At 62.5% G+C, this 18,867-nt stretch carries 17 protein-coding genes and 1 riboswitch; of the genes, 8 read left to right on the top strand and 9 right to left on the bottom strand.

The genetic code is table 11. From position 1 onward, the window contains the following. The first annotated feature begins 147 nt into the window (after nt 1–147). Nucleotides 148–981, top strand: a complete 834-nt coding sequence (locus NCG91_RS02210) for a class I SAM-dependent methyltransferase (RefSeq protein ID WP_251348385.1) — start codon at nt 148–150, stop codon at nt 979–981. A 180-nt stretch (nt 982–1,161) separates the two neighbouring features. Here the strand turns inward: NCG91_RS02210 and NCG91_RS02205 are convergent, their stop codons facing one another. The 3 genes from NCG91_RS02205 to NCG91_RS02195 are packed head-to-tail and all read right to left on the bottom strand — an operon-like array spanning nt 1,162 to nt 2,954. Next, a complete protein-coding gene (locus NCG91_RS02205) occupies nt 1,162–1,731 on the bottom strand; it encodes a hypothetical protein (RefSeq protein ID WP_251348384.1) in 570 nt (189 codons plus the stop codon). 7 nt (nt 1,732–1,738) lie between these two features. Continuing rightward, nucleotides 1,739–2,626, bottom strand: a complete 888-nt coding sequence (locus tag NCG91_RS02200; protein WP_251348383.1) for an ImmA/IrrE family metallo-endopeptidase — start codon at nt 2,624–2,626, stop codon at nt 1,739–1,741. Further along, nucleotides 2,619–2,954, bottom strand: coding sequence for a helix-turn-helix domain-containing protein (locus NCG91_RS02195; RefSeq protein ID WP_251348382.1), 336 nt, complete (start codon nt 2,952–2,954; stop codon nt 2,619–2,621). Before NCG91_RS02195 ends, NCG91_RS02200 begins: the two co-directional genes overlap by 8 nt. 131 nt (nt 2,955–3,085) lie before the next feature. On the opposite strand from NCG91_RS02195, the gene NCG91_RS02190 reads away from it, so the two are divergent. The 3 genes from NCG91_RS02190 (at nt 3,086) to NCG91_RS02180 (ending at nt 6,088) form a co-directional block, all read left to right on the top strand. After that, complete coding sequence (locus tag NCG91_RS02190; protein WP_251348381.1) at nt 3,086–3,391, top strand: DUF3892 domain-containing protein; 306 nt, start codon at nt 3,086–3,088, stop codon at nt 3,389–3,391. 125 nt (nt 3,392–3,516) lie between these two features. Next, nucleotides 3,517–3,723 carry a DUF2188 domain-containing protein gene (locus NCG91_RS02185; protein WP_251348380.1) on the top strand — a complete coding sequence of 69 codons (207 nt, stop codon included), beginning with the start codon at nt 3,517–3,519 and terminating at the stop codon, nt 3,721–3,723. A gap of 373 nt (nt 3,724–4,096) precedes the next feature. Continuing rightward, nucleotides 4,097–6,088 (top strand): helicase-related protein, encoded by a 1,992-nt coding sequence (locus tag NCG91_RS02180; RefSeq protein WP_251348379.1) that lies wholly within the window; start codon nt 4,097–4,099, stop codon nt 6,086–6,088. A 10-nt stretch (nt 6,089–6,098) separates the two neighbouring features. On the opposite strand, the gene NCG91_RS02175 is transcribed toward NCG91_RS02180, so the two are convergent. The 6 genes from NCG91_RS02175 to NCG91_RS02150 form a co-directional block, all read right to left on the bottom strand. Then, nucleotides 6,099–6,572 carry a T6SS effector amidase Tae4 family protein gene (locus NCG91_RS02175; RefSeq protein WP_171985042.1) on the bottom strand — a complete coding sequence of 158 codons (474 nt, stop codon included), beginning with the start codon at nt 6,570–6,572 and terminating at the stop codon, nt 6,099–6,101. A 94-nt stretch (nt 6,573–6,666) separates the two neighbouring features. Next, the gene (locus tag NCG91_RS02170) at nt 6,667–7,905 is read right to left on the bottom strand and encodes a PQQ-dependent sugar dehydrogenase (protein WP_251348378.1); all 1,239 of its coding nucleotides are present in this window, start codon (nt 7,903–7,905) and stop codon (nt 6,667–6,669) included. Between the two features lie 4 nt (nt 7,906–7,909). Next, entirely contained in the window at nt 7,910–8,707 is a 798-nt protein-coding gene (locus NCG91_RS02165; protein WP_251348377.1) for a TatD family hydrolase, read from the bottom strand. A 25-nt stretch (nt 8,708–8,732) separates the two neighbouring features. Then, the gene (lolD, locus tag NCG91_RS02160; RefSeq protein ID WP_219115949.1) at nt 8,733–9,452 is read right to left on the bottom strand and encodes a lipoprotein-releasing ABC transporter ATP-binding protein LolD; all 720 of its coding nucleotides are present in this window, start codon (nt 9,450–9,452) and stop codon (nt 8,733–8,735) included. A gap of 16 nt (nt 9,453–9,468) precedes the next feature. Continuing rightward, nucleotides 9,469–10,734 carry a lipoprotein-releasing ABC transporter permease subunit gene (locus NCG91_RS02155; protein ID WP_251348376.1) on the bottom strand — a complete coding sequence of 422 codons (1,266 nt, stop codon included), beginning with the start codon at nt 10,732–10,734 and terminating at the stop codon, nt 9,469–9,471. Nucleotides 10,735–10,864: 130 nt separating this feature from the next. Then, on the bottom strand, nt 10,865–12,142 hold the full coding sequence (locus tag NCG91_RS02150) for a lipoprotein-releasing ABC transporter permease subunit (RefSeq protein WP_251348375.1): 1,278 nt from the start codon (nt 12,140–12,142) through the stop codon (nt 10,865–10,867). A gap of 160 nt (nt 12,143–12,302) precedes the next feature. Between NCG91_RS02150 and NCG91_RS02145 the strand changes: the two genes are divergently transcribed. The 4 genes from NCG91_RS02145 (at nt 12,303) to NCG91_RS02130 (ending at nt 18,753) form a co-directional block, all read left to right on the top strand. Further along, the gene (locus NCG91_RS02145) at nt 12,303–13,349 is read left to right on the top strand and encodes a hypothetical protein (protein WP_251348374.1); all 1,047 of its coding nucleotides are present in this window, start codon (nt 12,303–12,305) and stop codon (nt 13,347–13,349) included. After that, the gene (gene recJ / locus NCG91_RS02140) at nt 13,346–15,046 is read left to right on the top strand and encodes a single-stranded-DNA-specific exonuclease RecJ (RefSeq protein ID WP_099667585.1); all 1,701 of its coding nucleotides are present in this window, start codon (nt 13,346–13,348) and stop codon (nt 15,044–15,046) included. The genes NCG91_RS02145 and recJ overlap by 4 nt, the downstream gene beginning before the upstream one ends. 229 nt (nt 15,047–15,275) lie before the next feature. After that, nucleotides 15,276–15,689, top strand: coding sequence for a fosfomycin resistance glutathione transferase (fos, locus tag NCG91_RS02135; protein ID WP_251348373.1), 414 nt, complete (start codon nt 15,276–15,278; stop codon nt 15,687–15,689). Nucleotides 15,690–15,964: 275 nt separating this feature from the next. Further along, nucleotides 15,965–16,051: riboswitch (cyclic di-GMP riboswitch) on the top strand. Nucleotides 16,052–16,134: 83 nt separating this feature from the next. After that, the gene (locus NCG91_RS02130) at nt 16,135–18,753 is read left to right on the top strand and encodes a S53 family peptidase (RefSeq protein ID WP_251348372.1); all 2,619 of its coding nucleotides are present in this window, start codon (nt 16,135–16,137) and stop codon (nt 18,751–18,753) included. The last annotated feature ends 114 nt before the right edge of the window (nt 18,754–18,867 follow it).

The raw sequence follows: 18,867 nt of genomic DNA, 5'->3' as shown, positions 1-18,867 counted from the left end.
CCTTTCCCACTATTTGCCATCTGATCTGGCGCAATGGTGGCGCGGATAAACGCGGCCCTGCACGCCATCCGCCGCCACCGCTGGCGACACTTTCCGCATGCTAAGATGACCATCCGGCGTTCAGGCGCCATGACTTGCGAACCTTGCATGACACCACTGACTGCGGCCGAAACCTATTTGCAGGACTTTCATCAAAGGCAAGTGGGCGTCACCAGCGCCGCGTTTGCCCATCTGCCGGCCAGTTCCCGCACCGGCGGCTGGGCCTCGTCCTACGACGTGCTGACCAGCCTGATACCAAGCGCGGACACGCCATTGAGCGTGCTCGACCTGGCCTGCGGCGATGGCCATCTGCTGGGTTTGCTGGCAGCCAGGCGGCAGCCCCGGCTACAATTGCTCGGCGCCGACATGAGCGAAGCGGAACTGGCTGCCGCGCGCGCAGCCCTGCCCGCTTCCGTGCGGCTGCTGCTGGGACGCGCCCAGGCGCTGGACCTGCCATCGGCCAGCGTCGATTATCTCGTGTCGCACATGGCGCTGATGCTGATGAACGACATAGAACAAGTCGTGCGCGAAATGCGCCGCGTGCTGCGTCCCGCTGGCCAATTCGCGGCCATCGTCGGCCGGACATTCTTGCTGGGCGAAGTCAACGACGTTTTCATGCGCGTGTTCAAGCCGATCGCCAGTGACGCGCTGCCAAGCATGCGCTTCGGCGACCGGCGCACGGGATCGGAAGCGGGCTGGCGCGAGCTGCTCGATACCGGTTTCGCAGACGTCGCGTTTGACGATATCGACGTGCCATGGACGCCAACGCCTGGCGAATTGTGGACCGCCCTGCTGGACACCTACGATATCGACCGCCTGGACGACGGCGCCAGGCGGCGCCTGCGCAGCGCGCTCATGGAGGCCATGGCGCCGCTGCAAGACGGCGATGGCAAGATCGCCACCGGTTGGGGCCTGCGCCTGGTACGCGCGCGCGCCGCCTGAACATGCAAGCAACAAGGCCGGCCACCATCAACGGCGTAATCGGCCTTGCTTCCCATAGCTTACTCAACCAATTCAGACGAAAGAGTGCTAATGGAATGATTATAAGCTCCGCAGTTAGCGGAAAATGGACAGCAGTAATCCGGTTCTTGGTCAAACCATTGACGTGATATACAGGCCCCACTATCGAAATATACCAAAATGATAGTATGATATTTTCTTCGTCGCAGAATCAAACTGACAGGAACCTAGGCTAAAATGAGTCAACTCATCTCTTATGATTCGCAGTTCCTCATACCAATTAGCGTTTCGAAAAGCTACTTTTAACTCCCATGGAAAATCACCACCAAGTCCGCCAGCATGGATTCGTTGAAACAATTTCCTTGTCGAATCTGGCATACCACGCGTGCTCTTGTACATGTGAGAGATGATTGTCCTCATGCAGTCGATGGAAGAATATAACTCGGTAAAAACACTTTCGACAACAGCCGAAATCTGCCGAGAATTGGCGGCCCGCGTGACGCCATTCTGGCGAAGCTCATTGATATCGATTTCCAAGCTGGGTGCCAAATCGTTCGCCAATTCGATCAAAATTCCGGCCTTCTCAAAATGGCCACCGACACCAGACACAGCTTTCTTTATGTGTGATGGAAAGCTAAACGTTCCTTCATAAAATTGTTTAAAGCGATCTACTTGTCCCCACTGTTCCGGGCTGAACATTTTGAAAGTTGGTGTCGTATTTATGTGTTCCATATAAAGCCTACTTCTTCCAACCAAAACCTTGCGCCCTTTCAGACAGCACAGTGTATGCATCCGAATCAGATTCCTCTTCATGATCTGGTGACGATGCGTACGGAAATCGAATCAAGAAAATTAGTTGCTCGAACTGATCAGATACTACTGCTGACTCGACTGCTTCTTCAGTCGCGTGCCATACACCAGCTTTTACACGCCGTGAAGTGCGCGCAGCTAATGAGTTTTCCTTTAAATAATCTAGTGCCGACGATGGAACAGTCTCACCCGGCGATTTATAGGCGCCCAGACGCCTAGCCGATTGACTACAAAAAGACCAGCAAATGAACTCATCGTGATCGGCGACTACCAACATTGCCGCTTCGTCTGTGAACTCCAACCATTTCAGAGCGGTGGCCGTTAGCGAAGTCTGATAGCGTTCAGCGCAGTGCCCAAGAAGCTCAAACGAAATCTCCTGCCCTCTTATCTGAACGTCGAAATCGTTTCGGGGCATAAGCAAATATGACGCGAAAGTGTTCGCTTGTGCTTCGAGACGTCTAGATTCAAGACTATCGTAGTCCATCATCTCAGTTTGGCCGCACTGAAACGTATCGCGCAGATTTCGATGTAATAGATAGTGGCCTAATTCATGCGCAACCGTGAAGTTTATTCTTCCGGGAACAGTTACGTTTTCATCATAGGAAATGCACCAGTCCTTATGTTTTTTACGCTTTGAGAGCATTCCGTCAATGCCATCGATTCCATGCGGCACGACGATTCCGACTGGTTCGCAAAATCGCTGTTTAGTGACCTCGATAGCTAACACTTCAACGTTAACGGGGAACCCTTGTCTACTCGCGAGCCAAAGCTTAGCTAGTTGAATACCCCATGCAACTGGTGTCGTCGGATCACTCATCGTCGTCGATAGCTTTCAGGAATTTTTCCAGTTGTGCACGCTTCGCGGGATCAAGTTGTGTAACTCGTCGGAAAAAGACCTGATCAGCATCAGACTCTGCAAACTCTTGCTTTGCATCATCAAGCAAGAATTCAACAGTGACTCCAAAGACATCAGCTATTCGAGCAATTTTTTCTGCAGATGGCCTTACCACCGGGCGGTTCTCAAGCTCCCAGATGTAGCTCTTGCTAGAGGCAGTTTTTTCCGCAAGCTGATCCAAAGTCAACTTTAGACGCTTGCGCTGGGTTCGTATTTTTTCACCAAGTACGGTTACAGCTTTCGTTGCCACTTTTGATCCTCCATTACAGCGTTCAGAGTAGACGTATTTATTTTGCTTGACAAGTGAATTCTTTGTGTCGATACTACAAGTGCGCCTACACCGAACTTTTCATTTTTGGCGCTTTCATAAAGGGCTTTATCATGGCAACAAAAATTAAGTGCACGGCGCGCCGGATGGCTGGCCAAGCGGGGCATGAACACATTAGCCATCTCTGGTGGGATCGTGTTGATGATTCCGGGAAAACTACGGAAAGCGGCAACTGCACCCGGGAGCAGATGGTTGCTTACATCGAGGAAAACGGGAAAGAATCCGTGTGGTGCCCCGACCGCAATCCGCAGATTAAAGGCGCATGGGTCCATGTCCATAGCAACGGCTACATCAAGTATGTTCAAACTGTAGCGGACGGACGGAAGACTGACAACCTGCTGTCGTTGCCTCAGAAATGATCGCGCTTGGATTTTTTGGCACTCGTGCGACTGGGTTGCTAAAAATCCTTGCCTTTCAAAAAATACTACCTATAGTAGTAAATAGAAAATTTTTGCCATATACAGTATTTCGAAAGGAAATTGAAATGACTGAAAAACGAATTTATGTTGAACAACGGCCACAGGGCGACTATGCAGTCCGTCGGCCAAATTCCGAACGTGCAAGCGATGTGTTGCCCACCCAAAGCGAAGCAATCCAGCGCGCCCGTCAGTTAAACAATGGCATCGCACCACATGTTGAACGTGTTCGCCATACGTCGAAGGGTAAACCAGATCAGTGGCGAAAACCTTAATTCGATTGCAGTAGATCAGGGTCCAGCAGCATTGAGTTGGCCGTCCATGTCATTAAATTGATGACCCTGACTTTCCTCGTCCCCCTATTTTCTTGCGAGTATGGATTCAGCTGCTTGCAATCTCCTTACCTCTAGCGAATAGCATCATATCGGACATCCCTCGTCCCTGATAGCGTCCCAAGATAGCCGCTTGGCTGACTTTAGGCCCCATGCCGGGCCATGCTCTTTATCTGATCTTGCGCAATGATTCGTTGTAAAACGATTGCAGGCACCTAGATGCCGCCAAGTACCGGCAAGTGCCAATGCCGCCCACCACCGCCCGCCCCCATCGACGGTATAATCGGCGTCGCTTACTTCAACACCCAGGCACGACATGACTTCCTCCGCACTTCCTCCCGATACTTCCACCGATATTTCCGACAGCAGCGAAGACAATAACGACGCCACCCTGGTCGCGGAACTGGGGGAACTGGCCGAGCATATCCGCCTCGTCAAGATGGAAGGCCGCGTCTTCGTGCGTTTTTCCGGCGTCGTCAAGGCGGGCCACCTGGTGGTGCCGTATGCGCTGGTACCAAGCCAGGGCGTGCTGGCGCGGCCGGCCAAGTGGCGCAAGATGGACCGCGAAACCAAGCTGGCCCTGGTGCGCGAACGGGCCAGCGCGGCCGTCTTCGAGGAGCTGCGCCAGCATGTGATCGATTTCGTCGCCGATATCGCGGGCTTGAGCGAGGACGTGGACACGGACCCGATGGTCTTCCTGCACACCCTGGCCGACATGCAGACGTCGGAGCCGGCCGGCATGGTGTTCGACCGCATCCGCCAGCGCTTCAATCACGCCATCGAGCGCCAGCAGGAAGAACAGCATGCGGCGCGCACGCGCCAGAGCATCAACCTGGCCGAATATCCCGCCTCGTTCGAGATGGCGCGCCGCCTGCCGCGCCGCTTCGTCGCCCTGCTCGGGCCCACGAATTCCGGCAAGACGCACCGCGCCATGGAAGCGCTGGTCAAGGCAAAGAGCGGCATCTATCTGGCGCCATTGCGCCTGCTGGCCCTGGAAAACTATGAACGCCTGCAGGAAGCCGCGCCGCACGGCAAGCCGCTGGCCGTGAGCCTGATCACGGGCGAGGAGCGCCGGGTCGTCGACGGCGCCACGCACGTGGCCAGCACGGTGGAAATGCTGGACACGAAAACCGTCGTCGAAGTGGCCGTCATCGATGAAATCCAGATGCTGGCCGACCCGGACCGGGGCGCCGCATGGACGGCGGCCGTCTGCGGCGCGCCCGCCCACACCGTCTACCTGGTAGGGGCGCCCGAAGCGCGGCGCGCCATCGAGGCGCTGGCCGAGCGCCTGGACTGCCCGCTGGAAGTGCATGTCCTGAAACGCATGGCGCCCCTGTCGATGGAGCCGACGGCCGTGCGCAAGGTGCGCAACCTGCGCCGCGGCGACGCCGTCATCGCCTTTTCGCGCCGCGAAGTGCTGATGTGGCGCGACATGATCACGGAAACGGGGTTGTCGGTGGCCACCGTGTACGGCAACCTGTCGCCGGAAGTGCGGCGCGCGCAGGCGCAGCGCTTCCGCGACGGCACGGCCGACATCGTCGTCGGCACGGACGCGCTGGCGATGGGCCTGAACATGCCGATCGCGCGCATCGTCATGACCACCTGCGTCAAATACAATGGCCGCGAGGAGGAAGAGATTTCGGCCGCGCTGGCGCGCCAGATCGCCGGGCGCGCGGGCCGCTACGGCGTGCATGAAGAGGGCCTGGTGGCCGGCTACGACAACGAGACGCATGAAGTGATGCGCGCCCTGCTGAAGGAAAAACTGCATCCGCTGAACACCAGCGGCTTTGCCGTGGCGCCCTCGCTGGAACACCTGCACCGCATTTCGTCGGTGACGGGCGAGCTGTCGCTGTCTAAACTGCTGCGCCGCTTCATCCACAATATCGACGTGCCGGACGGCTTTTTCTTCCCGCGCATCACGGAAGACCAGAAGGAGCGCGCCGTCTGGCTCGACACCCTGCCCCTGTCCGTGGCCGACAAGTTTACTTTGTCGCTGGTGCCGATATCGAGCAAGGTGCCGTCCCTGCAAACGGCGTGGGAGCACTGGGCGAAGAATCTGTCGCAGGGAAAAACGTCTACCTTGCGCCAGCACGCCTACGGCGGCGGCACGCAGAATCTGCAGCAGGTGGAAGACACTTGCCGCTACTATTCGGCGTATGCCTGGCTCAGCTACCGCCTGCCCGAATTCTTCCCCGATATCGCCGTGGCACAAAACCTGTCGCGCGATGCGTCCGAGCGGGTCGATTCCATCCTGCGCGCGCACAATGCGGCTTCGCGCGGACGCTCAAAGAAGTTCAAACAAGCGTAGAAAGCAAGCGTCAGCGGAGTGGCCAGAACCAGATTTCGCCGCAATCCCAGTAGCACTCCGTGCCGCACACCTTGACGCCGATGGATGGCAGCAGGATGTCGATATGCCCGCCCGCGCCACCCAGGTAGCCGGGAATGCGGAAGAAGGCGACCATGCCCTGGCGCTGGCCGATGCCGGCGATGGCTGCCTCGCGGCTGAATTTTTCGGGCGCGCCGAACATCGACGGACTGGCCAGCATGTGCGCCAGCTTGGCCTGTCCCGGTTCGATCAGCGCACCCTTGAACGGCCCCTTGCGGATGGCCATGCGGCCCCTGACCTGGACGCCGGCCTTGATCAGGGCCAGGCTGACGCGGATGGCGCAGGTGTTGGCAAAGCTGTCCTTGCCGATCAAGTCTTCCCAGCCGATTTCGCCGAACAACGCCGCCTGGTCGACGGCCGCCACGCTCGAATAATTCTCGCGCAGCGTGATGAATGCAGGTTTCACGTCAGCCTCCCGTCGCTCCTGGTCGACAGGGAGCATCAGGCCGATTATAGGAGGATGGCGCGACCTCGCACTGAGCGAGGTCAAGCGATATGCATTATGGCTTGGCCGCCTCATAGTGCAGCTTCAGCACCAGCCCATTATGGTCGTCGGCCATGTAGATATCGCCGTCCTGGCCCTGCTTCACGTCGACGGGCGCGCCCCTGCCCTGCTTGCCCTTGCGCTCCCAGTTGCCGATCAACTCGACGGACTTGCCCAGCGGCGCGCCGGCCTTGTCGGGCAACAGCGCCACCAGACGGTGGCCGTTGCTGCGGTAGCCGTGGTAGCCGATGATCAGGCTATTCCTGTACAGCGCCGGGTAGCGGCTGGCCGTATAAAAGGTCATGCCCAGCGGCGCGGCGTGACCGGGCAGCAGGCGCTGCGGCGCCGCATACTGGGCGTCGCAAGCCGTCTTCGGATATTCGGGACTGGCCACATTGTCGTCGTAGCAGTACGGCCAGCCATAGTGCCGGTCGGCCTTGATCAGATTGAGTTCTTCGTGCGGCAGGTTTTCGTCGCTTTTCAGCTGCGGCATGGCCGCCTGGATGGCGTCGCGCGCGTTTTCCGCCTGCCACAGCTCGCCCGTGGCCGGATGGAAGGCCAGCGCCATCGAATTGCGCAGGCCGCGCGCATGCGTGCGCCAGCTCGTCACCGTGCCTGCCGGCCACGCCATCGTGTATTCGCGGATGGCGCCCAGCGCTTCCGGGCCCTCCGCCGAGGCGCAAGCCTTGGCCGGATCGGGCGCCTTGCCGTCGTTCTCGCAATGGTCGGTACTCGACCCCACGTTCACGTAAAGGTCGCCCTTGGGGCTGAAGCGCATGTTCGTCAACAGGTGCAAGCCGAGGCCCGGAAGGCGCGGCGTCTTGGCCGTGCCGCCGATCACGTCGGTGATGGCGCGTGCCGGATCGCGCAAGTCGAAGCGGAAGATGCGCCCCACTTCGCCCACGTAGACCATGCCGTCCGGTCCCTGCACGATGCCGTTCGGGCGATCGAGCTTGTCGAGCAGCAGCTTGCGCTCGTAGCCGCCACCGGCCGCCTTGGGCTGCAACAGCCACAATTTACCCTGCTTCGGCGCCCATCCCGCCATGTCCGTGACGACGATGTCGCCATTCGTCAGCGGCAGCACGCCGCGTGGGAATTTCAGGCCGTCGGCCAGCACGGCCACGCAAAAGCCGGCCGGCGTGGTGACGTCGAGGCGCGGCATGCCGTCGCACTGGGCGCCGGTCGCCGCCTGGGCGGGCGCCAACACGGTGGACATACAGGCTGCCAGGGCGCCCGCGAGCATTTTCTTGTTCATGGTCTCATTCCATCAGGGGTAATCGGGGCATCACGGCGCGCGCATTGGCGCTGGTGGCAAACGCCACTTGGGCGATATCGAGGCCGCGCAGCTCGGCCAGCACGGCGCCGATGCGCGGCAATTCTTCGGGGCTGTTGCGGCCAGGGTGTATCCAGGCCGGGGAAATATCGGGCGCGTCCGTCTCCAGCACGATGGCATCCAAAGGCAGGTCCGTGGCCATGCGGCGTATCTGCAGCGCGCGGGTGAACGTCATGGCGCCGCCGAAACCGAGCTTGAAACCGAGGTCGATATAGCCCTGCGCCTGCTGGAAGCTGCCATTGAACGCATGCGCGATGCCGCCGTTCGGGCGGATCTGGCGCGCGTGCTTGAGGACGATGTCCTGCGAGCGGCGCACGTGGGTCAGCACGGGCAGATCGAAGTCGCGGGCGATTTTCAGCTGCTCGCGCAAAAAATGCTCCTGCTTGGCGCGCATGGCCGGTTCGCACAGCATCGGGATGAAGAAATCGAGGCCGATCTCGCCGATGGCGACGAAATTCGGATCGACCATGGCAGCATGCACGGCCTCGCGCAGGGCGATCAAATCGTCCTCGGTGGCGTGCGGCACGTAGATCGGATGGATGCCCAGCGCGTAGCAGGCGTTGGCCGCCGCTGCCGCCAGGTCGCGCACGATGGCGAAATTGGCCCGTTCGACGGCGGGAATGACGATCATGCCCACATCTTGAGCGCTGGCGCGCGCCGCCACCTGCAGCGATTCGCTGCCGAATTCATGCGCGTCGAGGTGGCAGTGCGTGTCGATCCACATGGTGAATTCCTAGTATTGCTCAGTATCAATAAGGCTGCAGCCCTTCGTCCGTCAGGCGCAGCACGCGGTCGCAGCGTTTGGCCAGCTCGATATCGTGCGTGACGATGACGAAGGCCGTGCCCAGGGTGCGCGACAGTTCCAGCATCAGGTCGAAAATCTGTTCGGCCGTGGCGTGATCGAGGTTGCCCGTCGGTTCATCGGCCAGCACGCAGGCCGGCTGCGTGACGAGGGCGCGGGCCAGCGCCACGCGCTGGCGTTCGCCGCCCGACAGCTCGCCCGGCGTGTGCGTGACGCGCTTGGCCAGGTTCACGCGCGTGAGGATCTGCTGCGCCAGTTCGGTGGCGGGCGCGCGCTTCATGCGCCGTATCATCAGCGGCATGGCAACGTTGTCCAGCGCCGAAAACTCGGGCAGCAGGTGGTGGAACTGGTAGACGAAACCCAGCGAGGCATTGCGCAAGTCGCCGCGCGCCTTTTCGCTGAGGTTGGCGAAGTCCTTGCCCAGCAGGGTCACCTTGCCGCTGGTGGGCGTATCGAGGCCGCCCAGCAAGTGCAGCAGGGTCGACTTGCCCGAGCCGGACGCGCCGACGATGGCGACGCGTTCGCCGCGGTGGACGTCGATGTCGATGCCGGCCAGGACCTGCACCTTGTAGCTGCCCTGCGTGAAAGTCTTGCCCAGGCCGCGGCAACTGAGGACGGCGGAATCGGCGGAAGCGCCGTTGGAGGCAGGTTTGTTCAGATCAGTCATGGTCATAGTCAGTGGTTTATTCATAGCGCAGGGCTTCCGCAGGTTTCACGCGGGCGGCCCACCAGCTTGGGTACAGGGTCGCCAGGAAGGCGAGGATCACGGCCAGCACGCCGATCTTGGTGACGTCGGGCCAGCGCAGGTCGGACGGTACGGTGCTGATGAAGTAAATGTCCTTGGAGAGGAACTGCACGCCCAGCAGGTGCTCGATGAAGGGCACGATGACGTCGATGTTCATGGCCACCAGCACGCCGCCGCCCACGCCCAGGATGGTGCCCAGGATGCCCACCAGCGCGCCCTGGATCATGAAAATCTTCATGATGGAACGGGGCGACGCGCCCAGGGTGCGCAAAATCGCGATATCGGCCTGCTTGTCCGTCACCGTCATCACCAGGGTCGAGACCAGGTTGAAGGCGGCCACTGCGATGATCAGGGTCAGAATGATGAACATCATGCGCTTTTCCGTCTGCACGGCGGCGAACCAGTTGGCGTTCAGCTTGGACCAGTCGCGCAGCCACAGGTCGCCCGGCATGGATTTTTTCAGCTCCGCCGCCACTTGCGGCGCCTGGTTCATGTCGGCCAGGCGCAAACGCAGGCCGGACGGGCCGTCCAGGCGCAGCAAACGCTGGCCGTCTTCGATATTGATGAAGGCCAGGCCCGCGTCGAATTCATTGTGACCCGCCTGGAAGATGCCGCTGACGGTGAAGCTGCGCATGCGCGGCAGCACGCCGGCCGGCGTGACCTGGCCCTGCGCCAGCATCAGCGTGACTTTTTCGCCCAGGTTGACGCGCAGCGCGCGCGCCAGCTCGATGCCCAGCACGATATTGAAGGTGCCCGGCTGCAGGGCCTTGAAGCTGCCCATGCGCGTCTGGCCGGCAACGTCGGAGACGTTCGGCTCTTCCTCGGGCAGCACGCCGCGCACGATGGCCGGGCGCAGCGCATCGTCGCGCAGCAGCATGCCTTGCGTTTCCACAAACGGCGCGGCGCCTTTCACGGCAGGATTCTTGATCGCCTGCGCCGCTTCGGCGCGCCAGTCGGGCATGCTGCCGCTGTTGTCGAACACTTCCACGTGGGCCAGCACGGACAGCATGCGGTCCGTCACTTCCTTCTGGAAGCCGTTCATCACGGACAGCACGACGATCAGCGCCGCCACGCCCAGGCCGATGCCGGCCATGGAAATGAGCGAGATGAAGGAGATAAAACTGTTACGGCCACTGCGCTTGCCGGCCCGCGTGTAGCGCAGGCCAACCAGCCATTCGAAGGGAATATTTTTTAACATGCTCATTAATTCATTAATTCTCTGGGGTCAGACCCGATGGGTCTGACCCCAGCAGTTTGTTGATCAGCCAATGACTCATACCGCAGCAAAAGGCTGGGGTCAGACCCGACGGGTCCGACCCCGGTACACAAGCCAATTATTCATAGCGCAGCGCCTCGGCCGGCTTGACGCGCGCGGCGCGCCAGCTCGGGTAGATGGTCGCCACCAGCGCCAGGCCGAAGGCGATCAGGCCGATCTGCGCCACGTCCAGCCAGTGCACGTCCGACGGCACGGCGCTGATCTGGTAGATTTCCTTCGAGATGAAGTGCAGGCCGAAGATGCCTTCGATGAAGGGCACGATGACGCCCACGTTCAGCGCCAGCACGACGCCGCCGATCACGCCCAAAGCACTCCCCAGCAAGCCGACCAGCGCGCCCTGGATCATGAATATCTTCATGATCGAGAACGGCGAGGCGCCCAGGGTGCGCAAAATGGCGATGTCGGCCTGCTTGTCGGTGACCGACATGACCAGCGTCGAGACGAGGTTGAACGCGGCCACGGCGATGATCATGCTGAGGATGATGAACATCATGTTCTTCTGGCTTTGCACCAGCGCATACCAGCTGGCGCTGGCGCGCGACCAGTCGCGCATCCACAGCTGGCCCGGCATCGACGCCTTCAATTCGCGCGCCACCTGCGGCGCCTGGTTCATGTCGTGCAGGCGCAAACGCAGGCCGGACGGGCCGTCGAGCTGCAGCAGCTGCTCCGCATCCTGCATGTTCACAAACGCCAGGCTGCCATCGAGTTCATTGTGGCCGGCCTCGAAGATGCCGGCGACTTTCAGCGCGCGCATGCGCGGCATGACGATGCCTGTGGCCGGGTCGCCCGCCTTCGGCTCGCGTTCCAGCATCAGGGTGACGTTCTGCCCCACCTGCACGCCCAGCGCCTTGGCCAGGTCGATGCCCAGCACGATGTTGTACGAGCCGGGCGTGAGGTCCTTGAAACTGCCCTGCTTCATCTGGGAAGCCACGCTGGAGACGGTGGCTTCCTGCTGCGGCAGCACGCCGCGCACGACGGACGGGCGCATGGTTTCGTCATTGAGCAGCATGCCCTGGGTTTCCACGAACGGCGACACGGCTTTCACTTGCGGGTTGGCGTAGGCGGCGCGCTCCTGCGCCTGCCAATTCGGCATCGAGCCGCTGGTATCGAACACCTCGACGTGGGCCAGCACCGACATCAGCCGGTCGGTGACTTCCTTCTGGAAGCCGTTCATGACGGAGAGGACGACGATCAGGGCGGCCACGCCCAGGCCGATGCCGGCCACGGAAATGAGGGAGATGAAGGAAATGAAGCTGTTGCGGCCGCTGCGCTTCCCGGCACGCGTATAGCGCACGCCAACCTGCCACTCAAAAGGAAATTGTTTGATGATGCTCATGCGCTCCCGCGACAACGTAATATGCGAGCGCGCAGTGTGCCACACAAATGACACTCATGCGTGAAACACATCACCGTGGCGCGACTTTTCCCGCGCCCGCCGTCAAGGGAAAAAGCGCGGGAACTACTCCCCCACCGCCACAATCGCCTACAATCTCGGGATGAATCAACTTACCCTCGTCCTGCCCTTCGCCTTGCCCAATGCCGAACTGGCTGCCGACCTGCTCAAGGTCTTGCAGGCACCCGCCCTGGCGGCCCTGCTGTCGCGCACCTCCGATTGCAATTTGGAAACTTTTGACAATGCCAACCGCCTGCTGCCGCACGAAGCGTGGCTGGCGCATGCCTTGACCCTGTCGTCCGCGCCCAACGGCGAGGCGGCGCAGGCGGCCTTTGCGGCCCAGGCCATGCACGGCTACGGCCTGGCGCCGGAACCGGGCGCGCGCTATTTCCTGCTGCAACCGGCCCACCTGGCCATCGCCCGCAGCCATATCAGCCTGGAAGACTTGCGCCAGCTCAAGCTGAGCGAGGCCGATGGCCGCACGCTGTTCGAGACGGCGCGTCCGTATTTCGACGAGATCGGCCAGCCGCTGGCATATGGCGACGCGGGCACCTGGTTCATGCGCGCCGATGACTGGAGCGACTTGCAGTGCGCCACGCCGGACGCCGCCACCACGCAAGACCTGTCCGTGTGGATGCTGGAAGGCGAGCATGCGCGCGCCGCGCGCCGCCTGCAGAACGAAGTGCAGATGCTGTGGCATGAACATCCCGTCAACGCGGCACGCGAAGAACGGGGCTTGAAAGCCATCAATTCCTTCTGGATCTGGGGCGGCAGCCTGGCTGCATCTGCGCGCTGCGCGGCCAGCCTGCATACGAAGGACGCGCCCGGCTGGCTGGCCGCGCTGGCGGAACCGGCGCGGCGCGATGCCAGTCCAAGCAGTGTGCTGGCGGACCAGGCCGATGCCATCGTCGTGCTGGGCGGATTGACCGAAGCGGCGCAGGCGCAGGAATGGGGCATGTGGCTGCAACAGTTGCAAGCGCTGGAAGCGGACTGGTTCGCGCCCCTGCTGGCGGCCCTCAAGGATGGCCGCCTGGGCCAGTTGCGCCTGGTGCTGAGCCACCGCGACGCCTGGCTGGACTGCACCACCAGCAAGCATGCGCAGCGCAAATTCTGGCGCGCGATCACCCTGAACAAGTTGAAAGCATCATGACCCGTACCCGCATCGCCACCCGCCCCTGCCCTTACCGCGAATCCGAATTGCTGCGCCAGGGCGGCATCCACCCCGTGCTGGCCCGCTTGTACGCGTCGCGCGGCCTGTCCGACGCGAAAGAGCTCTCGATCGAGCCGAAAGACTTGATACCGCCGTCCGGCTTGCTGCACATCGGCGCGGCCGGCGTCTTCCTGGCCGACGCCATTGCCGCCAAGAAACGCATGGTCATCGTGGCCGACTACGATTGCGACGGCGCCACCGCCTGCGCCGTGGCCATCCGCGGCTTGCGCGCCATGGGCGCCGACGTCGACTTCATCGTGCCCAACCGTTTTGAATACGGTTACGGCCTGACGCCGGAAATCGTCGAGCTTACCGCGCGCGAAAAGTCGCCCGACATCATCATCACCGTCGACAACGGCATCGCCAGCATCGACGGCGTGGCCGAGGCCAACCGGCGCGGCATCCAGGTGGTTGTCACCGACCACCATTTGCCGGCCGACACCCTGCCCGACGCAGCCGTCATCGTCAACCCGAACCAGCCCGCCTGCGGTTTCCCTAGTAAACATCTGGCGGGCGTGGGCGTCGTGTTCTACGTCTTGCTGGCCTTGCGCGCCGAGCTGCGCCGGCGCGGCATCTTTGATGCGCAAACGCAACCCAAGCTCGACAACCTGCTCGACCTGGTGGCGCTGGGCACGGTGGCCGACGTGGTGCGTCTCGATACGAACAACCGCATCCTCGTCGCGCAAGGTCTCAAGCGCATGCGCAAGGGCAATATGCACGCGGGCGTGGCCGCCCTGTTCCGCGTGGCGGGCCGCGAAGCGCGCAGCGCCACGCCGTTCGACCTCGGTTTTGCCCTGGGACCGCGCCTGAATGCGGCCGGCCGCCTGCAGGACATGTCCCTGGGCATCGAATGCCTGGTCACGGACGACGAAGGCCGCGCCTGGGCGCTGGCCCAGCAACTGAACGACATCAACCTGAAGCGCCGCGAAATCGAGGCGGAAATGCAGGATACGGCCTTGCTGCACCTCGATGCTTTCGAACCGGCCAACAGCAGCACCATCAGCGTCTTCGACGAATCCTGGCACCAGGGCGTGATCGGCATCGTGGCCTCGCGCCTGAAGGAAAAGTTTTATCGTCCGACCATCACGTTCGCGCCGGGCGCCGACGGCTGGATCAAGGGTTCCGGCCGCTCGATCCCCGGTTTTCACTTGCGCGACGCGCTCGACCTGGTGTCGAAACGGGCGCCCAGCCTGATCGACAAGTTCGGCGGCCACGCCATGGCGGCGGGCTTGACCATCCGCGCCGACGCCTTCGACGCCTTTTCCCAGGCCTTCGAAGCCGTGGGCCAGGCCTGGCTCAGCCAGCAACAGCTGGAACGGGTGGTGGAAACGGACGGCCCGCTGGAAGACGCGTATTACACGACGGCCTTCATCGAGCTGATGGATGAGCAAGTGTGGGGCCAGGGCTTCGCCCCGCCCGTCTTTTGCGACGAATTCCGCGTCGTCAGCCAGCGCATATTAAAAGAGCGCCATTTGAAACTGTTGCTGGAAAAGAACGGCGTGCGCTTCGACGCCATCTGGTTCGGCCACACGGACGCCTTGGGCGAGCGCACGCGGGTCGCCTTCCGGCTCGATGCGAATGAATACAATGGCACGACCAAAGTACAACTCATGGTGGAGCACGCCGAGCCTGCGTAGTGACACCTGACACCACCTACTGCGCGTCGGCATAGGTCGCCTGCGATGCTCACCGTACTGGAAGTACGGTTGCGCTTCTCGACCACCTTTTCCTTCCGCTCGCTACGGTTGTGTCAGGTGTTGCGACGTTTGCGGTCTTATTACTGTGTCTCATGCTTACCTGCAGCAATGTTGCATCAAACCACTGCGGAAGCTGGAACCGGCCTCCACTCCACCTGAAAGCAGCCCCATGTTGACCGGCCTGAACCACCTCACCCTGTCCGTGCGCGGCCTGGCGCGCAGCGTGGCCTTTTACCGCGACACCTTGGGTCTGCACCTGCATGCGCGCTGGGACAGGGGCGCGTATCTGTCGGCCGGGGATTTGTGGCTGTGCCTGTCGCTGGATGGACAGGGCACGGCCGCGCTGGCCAGCCCGGCTTACACGCACTACGCGTTTTCCATTTCCACGGAAGACTTCGCCGCCTTTGCCGCCCGCCTGCGCGCCGCCGGCGTGCCCGAATGGCAGCAAAACCGCAGCGCCGACGATTCCCTGTATTTTCTCGACCCGGACGGCCACCAGCTGGAAGCCCATGCTGGCAGCCTGGCGCAGCGGCTGGCGGCCTGCCGCGCAGCGCCGTATCAGGACATGGTGTTCGAGGATTGAGACCGGCAAGATCGCATATTCAGTAAATTCGTTAGATTCATTAGAAAACAAAAAGTGCAAGCGCCGTTGCCGTGAAAAAACACTGTCACGCCTCGGTATGTCCTTGATAACCTTGCTTTTAATACTTAATCAGCCTGACAAGATTCCATCCATCAATAGGCAAATTTGCCACATTTTATTGCATAAATAAAAATATTGATTGAAAATAGTTAACACTTATTTGGCAAATTCACTAAAATCGATGACGCATCAGGAAATTCCCAATGATGCATGATCAGTTTTGAGGGCAAACCCGTCGAAAGGCGGGGACGCAAAGCCACCGGCCTACCGCGCGCAAGCGCCACGGCAGCGGGGCTGCCAATGCAGGGCCGGGACCGCCAGCGCGCGGCGCCAGCCTGGAAGCATTGTCGAGATGTGGCCCTCGCCCAACTCGGAGAGTTTCGCCATGAAAAAAATCATTCCCCCGCATCACCGTCACGGGCGCCTGCTGCTGGGCGCCACAGCCGCCCTCCTGCTGGCCGCTTGCGGCCCCGGCCAGGAGACATCGACGCCGCCCGCCGCCATCGCCACGGCCGCGACACAGTTCACCGTCGAGGTGCCCGTCGTCCCCGCCGCCGTCGGCGCGCTGGTGGTGCAACCGATGTTCCATGCGGCCCCGGCCCTGCTCGATGCGCCCGACGGGCGCGACAGCACCAACAGCAGCGGCTCGGCCCACTGGCGGCCGCACTTGCAAAACGTGCCCGGCGCCATGCGGGAAATGACCACGCGCCGCCTGACGGCGCAAAAAATCGCCGCCTCGGAACAGGCGGCACAGGATATCGCCCCCTTGCTGGACGGCGGCGCGGGCGACATCGCCGCGCCCATGGCCGGCAGCAGCGTGGTGGCAACCTATTCTCCTGCGCAGATCCGCGCCGCCTACGACTTGCCCGCCCTGCCGGCGGCCGGCACGGCGCTGACGCCAGCCCTGGCGGCCCAGCTGGGCGCAGGGCAGACAATCTACATCGTCGACGCCATGCACAACCCGAACGCGGCGGCCGAACTGGCCATCTTCAACCAGAAATTCGGCTTGCCCGGCTGCACCACCAAGGCTATCGCCACGAATGCCACCCTGCCCCTGCCGCCCGCCCCGGCCAGCGGCTGTGAATTTTCTGTTGTCTACAACACGCCATCGAGCACCATGACGGCCACGGCGCCCGCCTATAACTCGGGCTGGGCCATGGAAATCGCGCTCGACGTGCAGTGGGCGCATGCCACGGCGCCGCTGGCGCGCATCGTGCTGATCGAGGCGCCCGACGCTTCCATCAACAGCCTGCTGGGCGCCGTGCGCCTGGCCAACCAGATGGGGCCTGGCGTCGTGTCGATGAGCTTTGGCGCCGCCGAAGGCAACTGGACAGCATCCGTCGACAGCGCCTTCACGGGCAAGAACATGAGCTACCTGGCCGCCACGGGCGATTCGGGCAGCGGCGTGTCCTGGCCGTCCGTGTCGTCCAACGTGCTGGCCGTGGGCGGCACCACGCTCAGCTACAGCGGCAGCGGCGTGCGCAGCGAAACGGCCTGGTCCGGCACGGGCGGCGGCATCAGCGCCTATACGGCACTGCCCGCCTACCAGACGGCCAGCGTGCCCGGCCTGACCAACTTGCTGCGCCGCAACGTGGCCGACGTGGCCTTCAATGCCGACCCCGCCACGGGCCAGTACACGGCCGTGATGACGCCAGGCAGCAGCACCGCCAGCTGGCTCAGCATCGGCGGCACCAGCCTGTCCACGCCGCAATGGGCCGGCCTGGTCGCCATCGCCAACGCCAGCCGCGCGCTGCAGGCGAAAGCGGCACTCGGATTGCCGCACAACATCTTGTACGGCCAGATCGCCAGCGTGCCCGGCACCTTCGCCAGCAGCTTTGCCGACATCACGCGCGGCAGCAACGGCACCTGCAGCGTGTGCACGGCCAGGGTCGGCTATGACCCGCTGGGCGGCCTGGGCACGCCGAACGTGAAAAGCCTGCTGGCCGGCCTGTCGGGCACGCAGATTGCACCGGCCGCGCCCGTGGTGGCGCCGGCCAGCATCAGCGGCGCGGCCGGCAAGCCGCTGTCGTTCACCGTCTCGGCCACCGCTGCCAATCCCCTCAGCTACAGCATGCTGGGCGCGCCGGCCGGCATGAGCATCGCCGCCACGGGCGTGGTCAGCTGGACAGCCCCCGTCGCGGGCACGTATGCCGTGACCATGGTGGCCAAGGATACCGTCAGCGGCCTCAGTGGCCAGGGCGTGTACGCCATCGTCATTACCCCCGTCGCGCCGCCCGTCGTCGGCGCCGGCGCCATCACGGGCAAGGTTGGCACGGCCCTGGCGTTCAATGTCAGCGTCTCCGCCCCCAATCCCGTCAGCTACACGCTCGCCGGCGCACCGGCCGGCATGACCATCAGCAGCGCCGGACTGGTGAGCTGGGCCGCGCCCGTGGCCGGCACCTATGCCGTCACCGTGACGGCCACGGACAGCAAGACTGGCCTGAGCGGCAAAGGCATCTATACGGTGGCCATCGCCGCCCCGCTGCCCCCCGTCGTCACGGTGGCCAGCGTGAGCGGCAAGCCGGGCGTGGCCCTGTCGTTCACCGCCACGACGGTGGCGCCCAACCCCGTCACCTACAGCCTGTCGGGCGCGCCGTCCGGCATGACCGTCAGCGCCGCCGGCGTCGTCAGCTGGGCCAACCCCGTGCTGGGCAGCTACAGCGTGACCGTCATCGCCAGGGACAGCAAGACGGGCTTGACGGGCCAGGCCGTGGCCACGGTGAAAATCGCCGCCGCCGGCCCCACGATCAGCGCCGCCGCCATGAACGGCGTGGCCGGCAAGGCCATGAGCGGCAGCATCGTGCTGACGGCGCCGGGCGCGAACGCCCTGTGGATCTCCATCCTCGGCGCGCCGCTGGGCATGCAGTTTTCCATGAGCGGCATGACCATCACGGCTACCTGGCCGCAACCGGTGGCCGGCAGCTATGCGCTGAAGGTCGTGGCGCTGGACAGTAACGGCTTGACGGCACAGCTCACCGTGCCCGTCACCGTCACGGCCAGATAAGCGAACGGGGCCCGCCAACGGGGCGCTCCGGGACTCCCGTCCTGGCGCGCCCCGTTTTGCATGCGCGCGGCCGTTGCAACGAATCCAGAAAAGGAGTATAAATAGTCCATATAC

Source organism: Janthinobacterium kumbetense (assembly GCF_023703445.1).
In the GTDB taxonomy this organism is placed as follows: Bacteria; Pseudomonadota; Gammaproteobacteria; order Burkholderiales; family Burkholderiaceae_D; genus Janthinobacterium; species Janthinobacterium kumbetense.
Note: the sequence above shows the minus strand (reverse complement) of the source record. Positions and strands in the feature narration are given on the sequence as shown.

Bases quoted from the DNA above. Each gene is read 5' to 3' on its own strand.
- NCG91_RS02185 (WP_251348380.1), top strand. From the start codon at position 3,517: ATGACTGAAAAACGAATTTATGTTGAACAACGGCCACAGGGCGACTAT.
- lolD (WP_219115949.1), bottom strand. From the start codon at position 9,452: ATGACTGATCTGAACAAACCTGCCTCCAACGGCGCTTCCGCCGATTCC.
- NCG91_RS02180 (WP_251348379.1), top strand. From the start codon at position 4,097: ATGACTTCCTCCGCACTTCCTCCCGATACTTCCACCGATATTTCCGAC.
- NCG91_RS02130 (WP_251348372.1), top strand. From the start codon at position 16,135: ATGAAAAAAATCATTCCCCCGCATCACCGTCACGGGCGCCTGCTGCTG.
- NCG91_RS02200 (WP_251348383.1), bottom strand. From the start codon at position 2,626: ATGAGTGATCCGACGACACCAGTTGCATGGGGTATTCAACTAGCTAAG.
- NCG91_RS02145 (WP_251348374.1), top strand. From the start codon at position 12,303: ATGAATCAACTTACCCTCGTCCTGCCCTTCGCCTTGCCCAATGCCGAA.
- fos (WP_251348373.1), top strand. From the start codon at position 15,276: ATGTTGACCGGCCTGAACCACCTCACCCTGTCCGTGCGCGGCCTGGCG.
- NCG91_RS02190 (WP_251348381.1), top strand. From the start codon at position 3,086: ATGGCAACAAAAATTAAGTGCACGGCGCGCCGGATGGCTGGCCAAGCG.
- NCG91_RS02155 (WP_251348376.1), bottom strand. From the start codon at position 10,734: ATGAGCATGTTAAAAAATATTCCCTTCGAATGGCTGGTTGGCCTGCGC.
- NCG91_RS02170 (WP_251348378.1), bottom strand. From the start codon at position 7,905: ATGAACAAGAAAATGCTCGCGGGCGCCCTGGCAGCCTGTATGTCCACC.
- NCG91_RS02205 (WP_251348384.1), bottom strand. From the start codon at position 1,731: ATGGAACACATAAATACGACACCAACTTTCAAAATGTTCAGCCCGGAA.
- NCG91_RS02165 (WP_251348377.1), bottom strand. From the start codon at position 8,707: ATGTGGATCGACACGCACTGCCACCTCGACGCGCATGAATTCGGCAGC.
- recJ (WP_099667585.1), top strand. From the start codon at position 13,346: ATGACCCGTACCCGCATCGCCACCCGCCCCTGCCCTTACCGCGAATCC.
- NCG91_RS02210 (WP_251348385.1), top strand. From the start codon at position 148: ATGACACCACTGACTGCGGCCGAAACCTATTTGCAGGACTTTCATCAA.
- NCG91_RS02150 (WP_251348375.1), bottom strand. From the start codon at position 12,142: ATGAGCATCATCAAACAATTTCCTTTTGAGTGGCAGGTTGGCGTGCGC.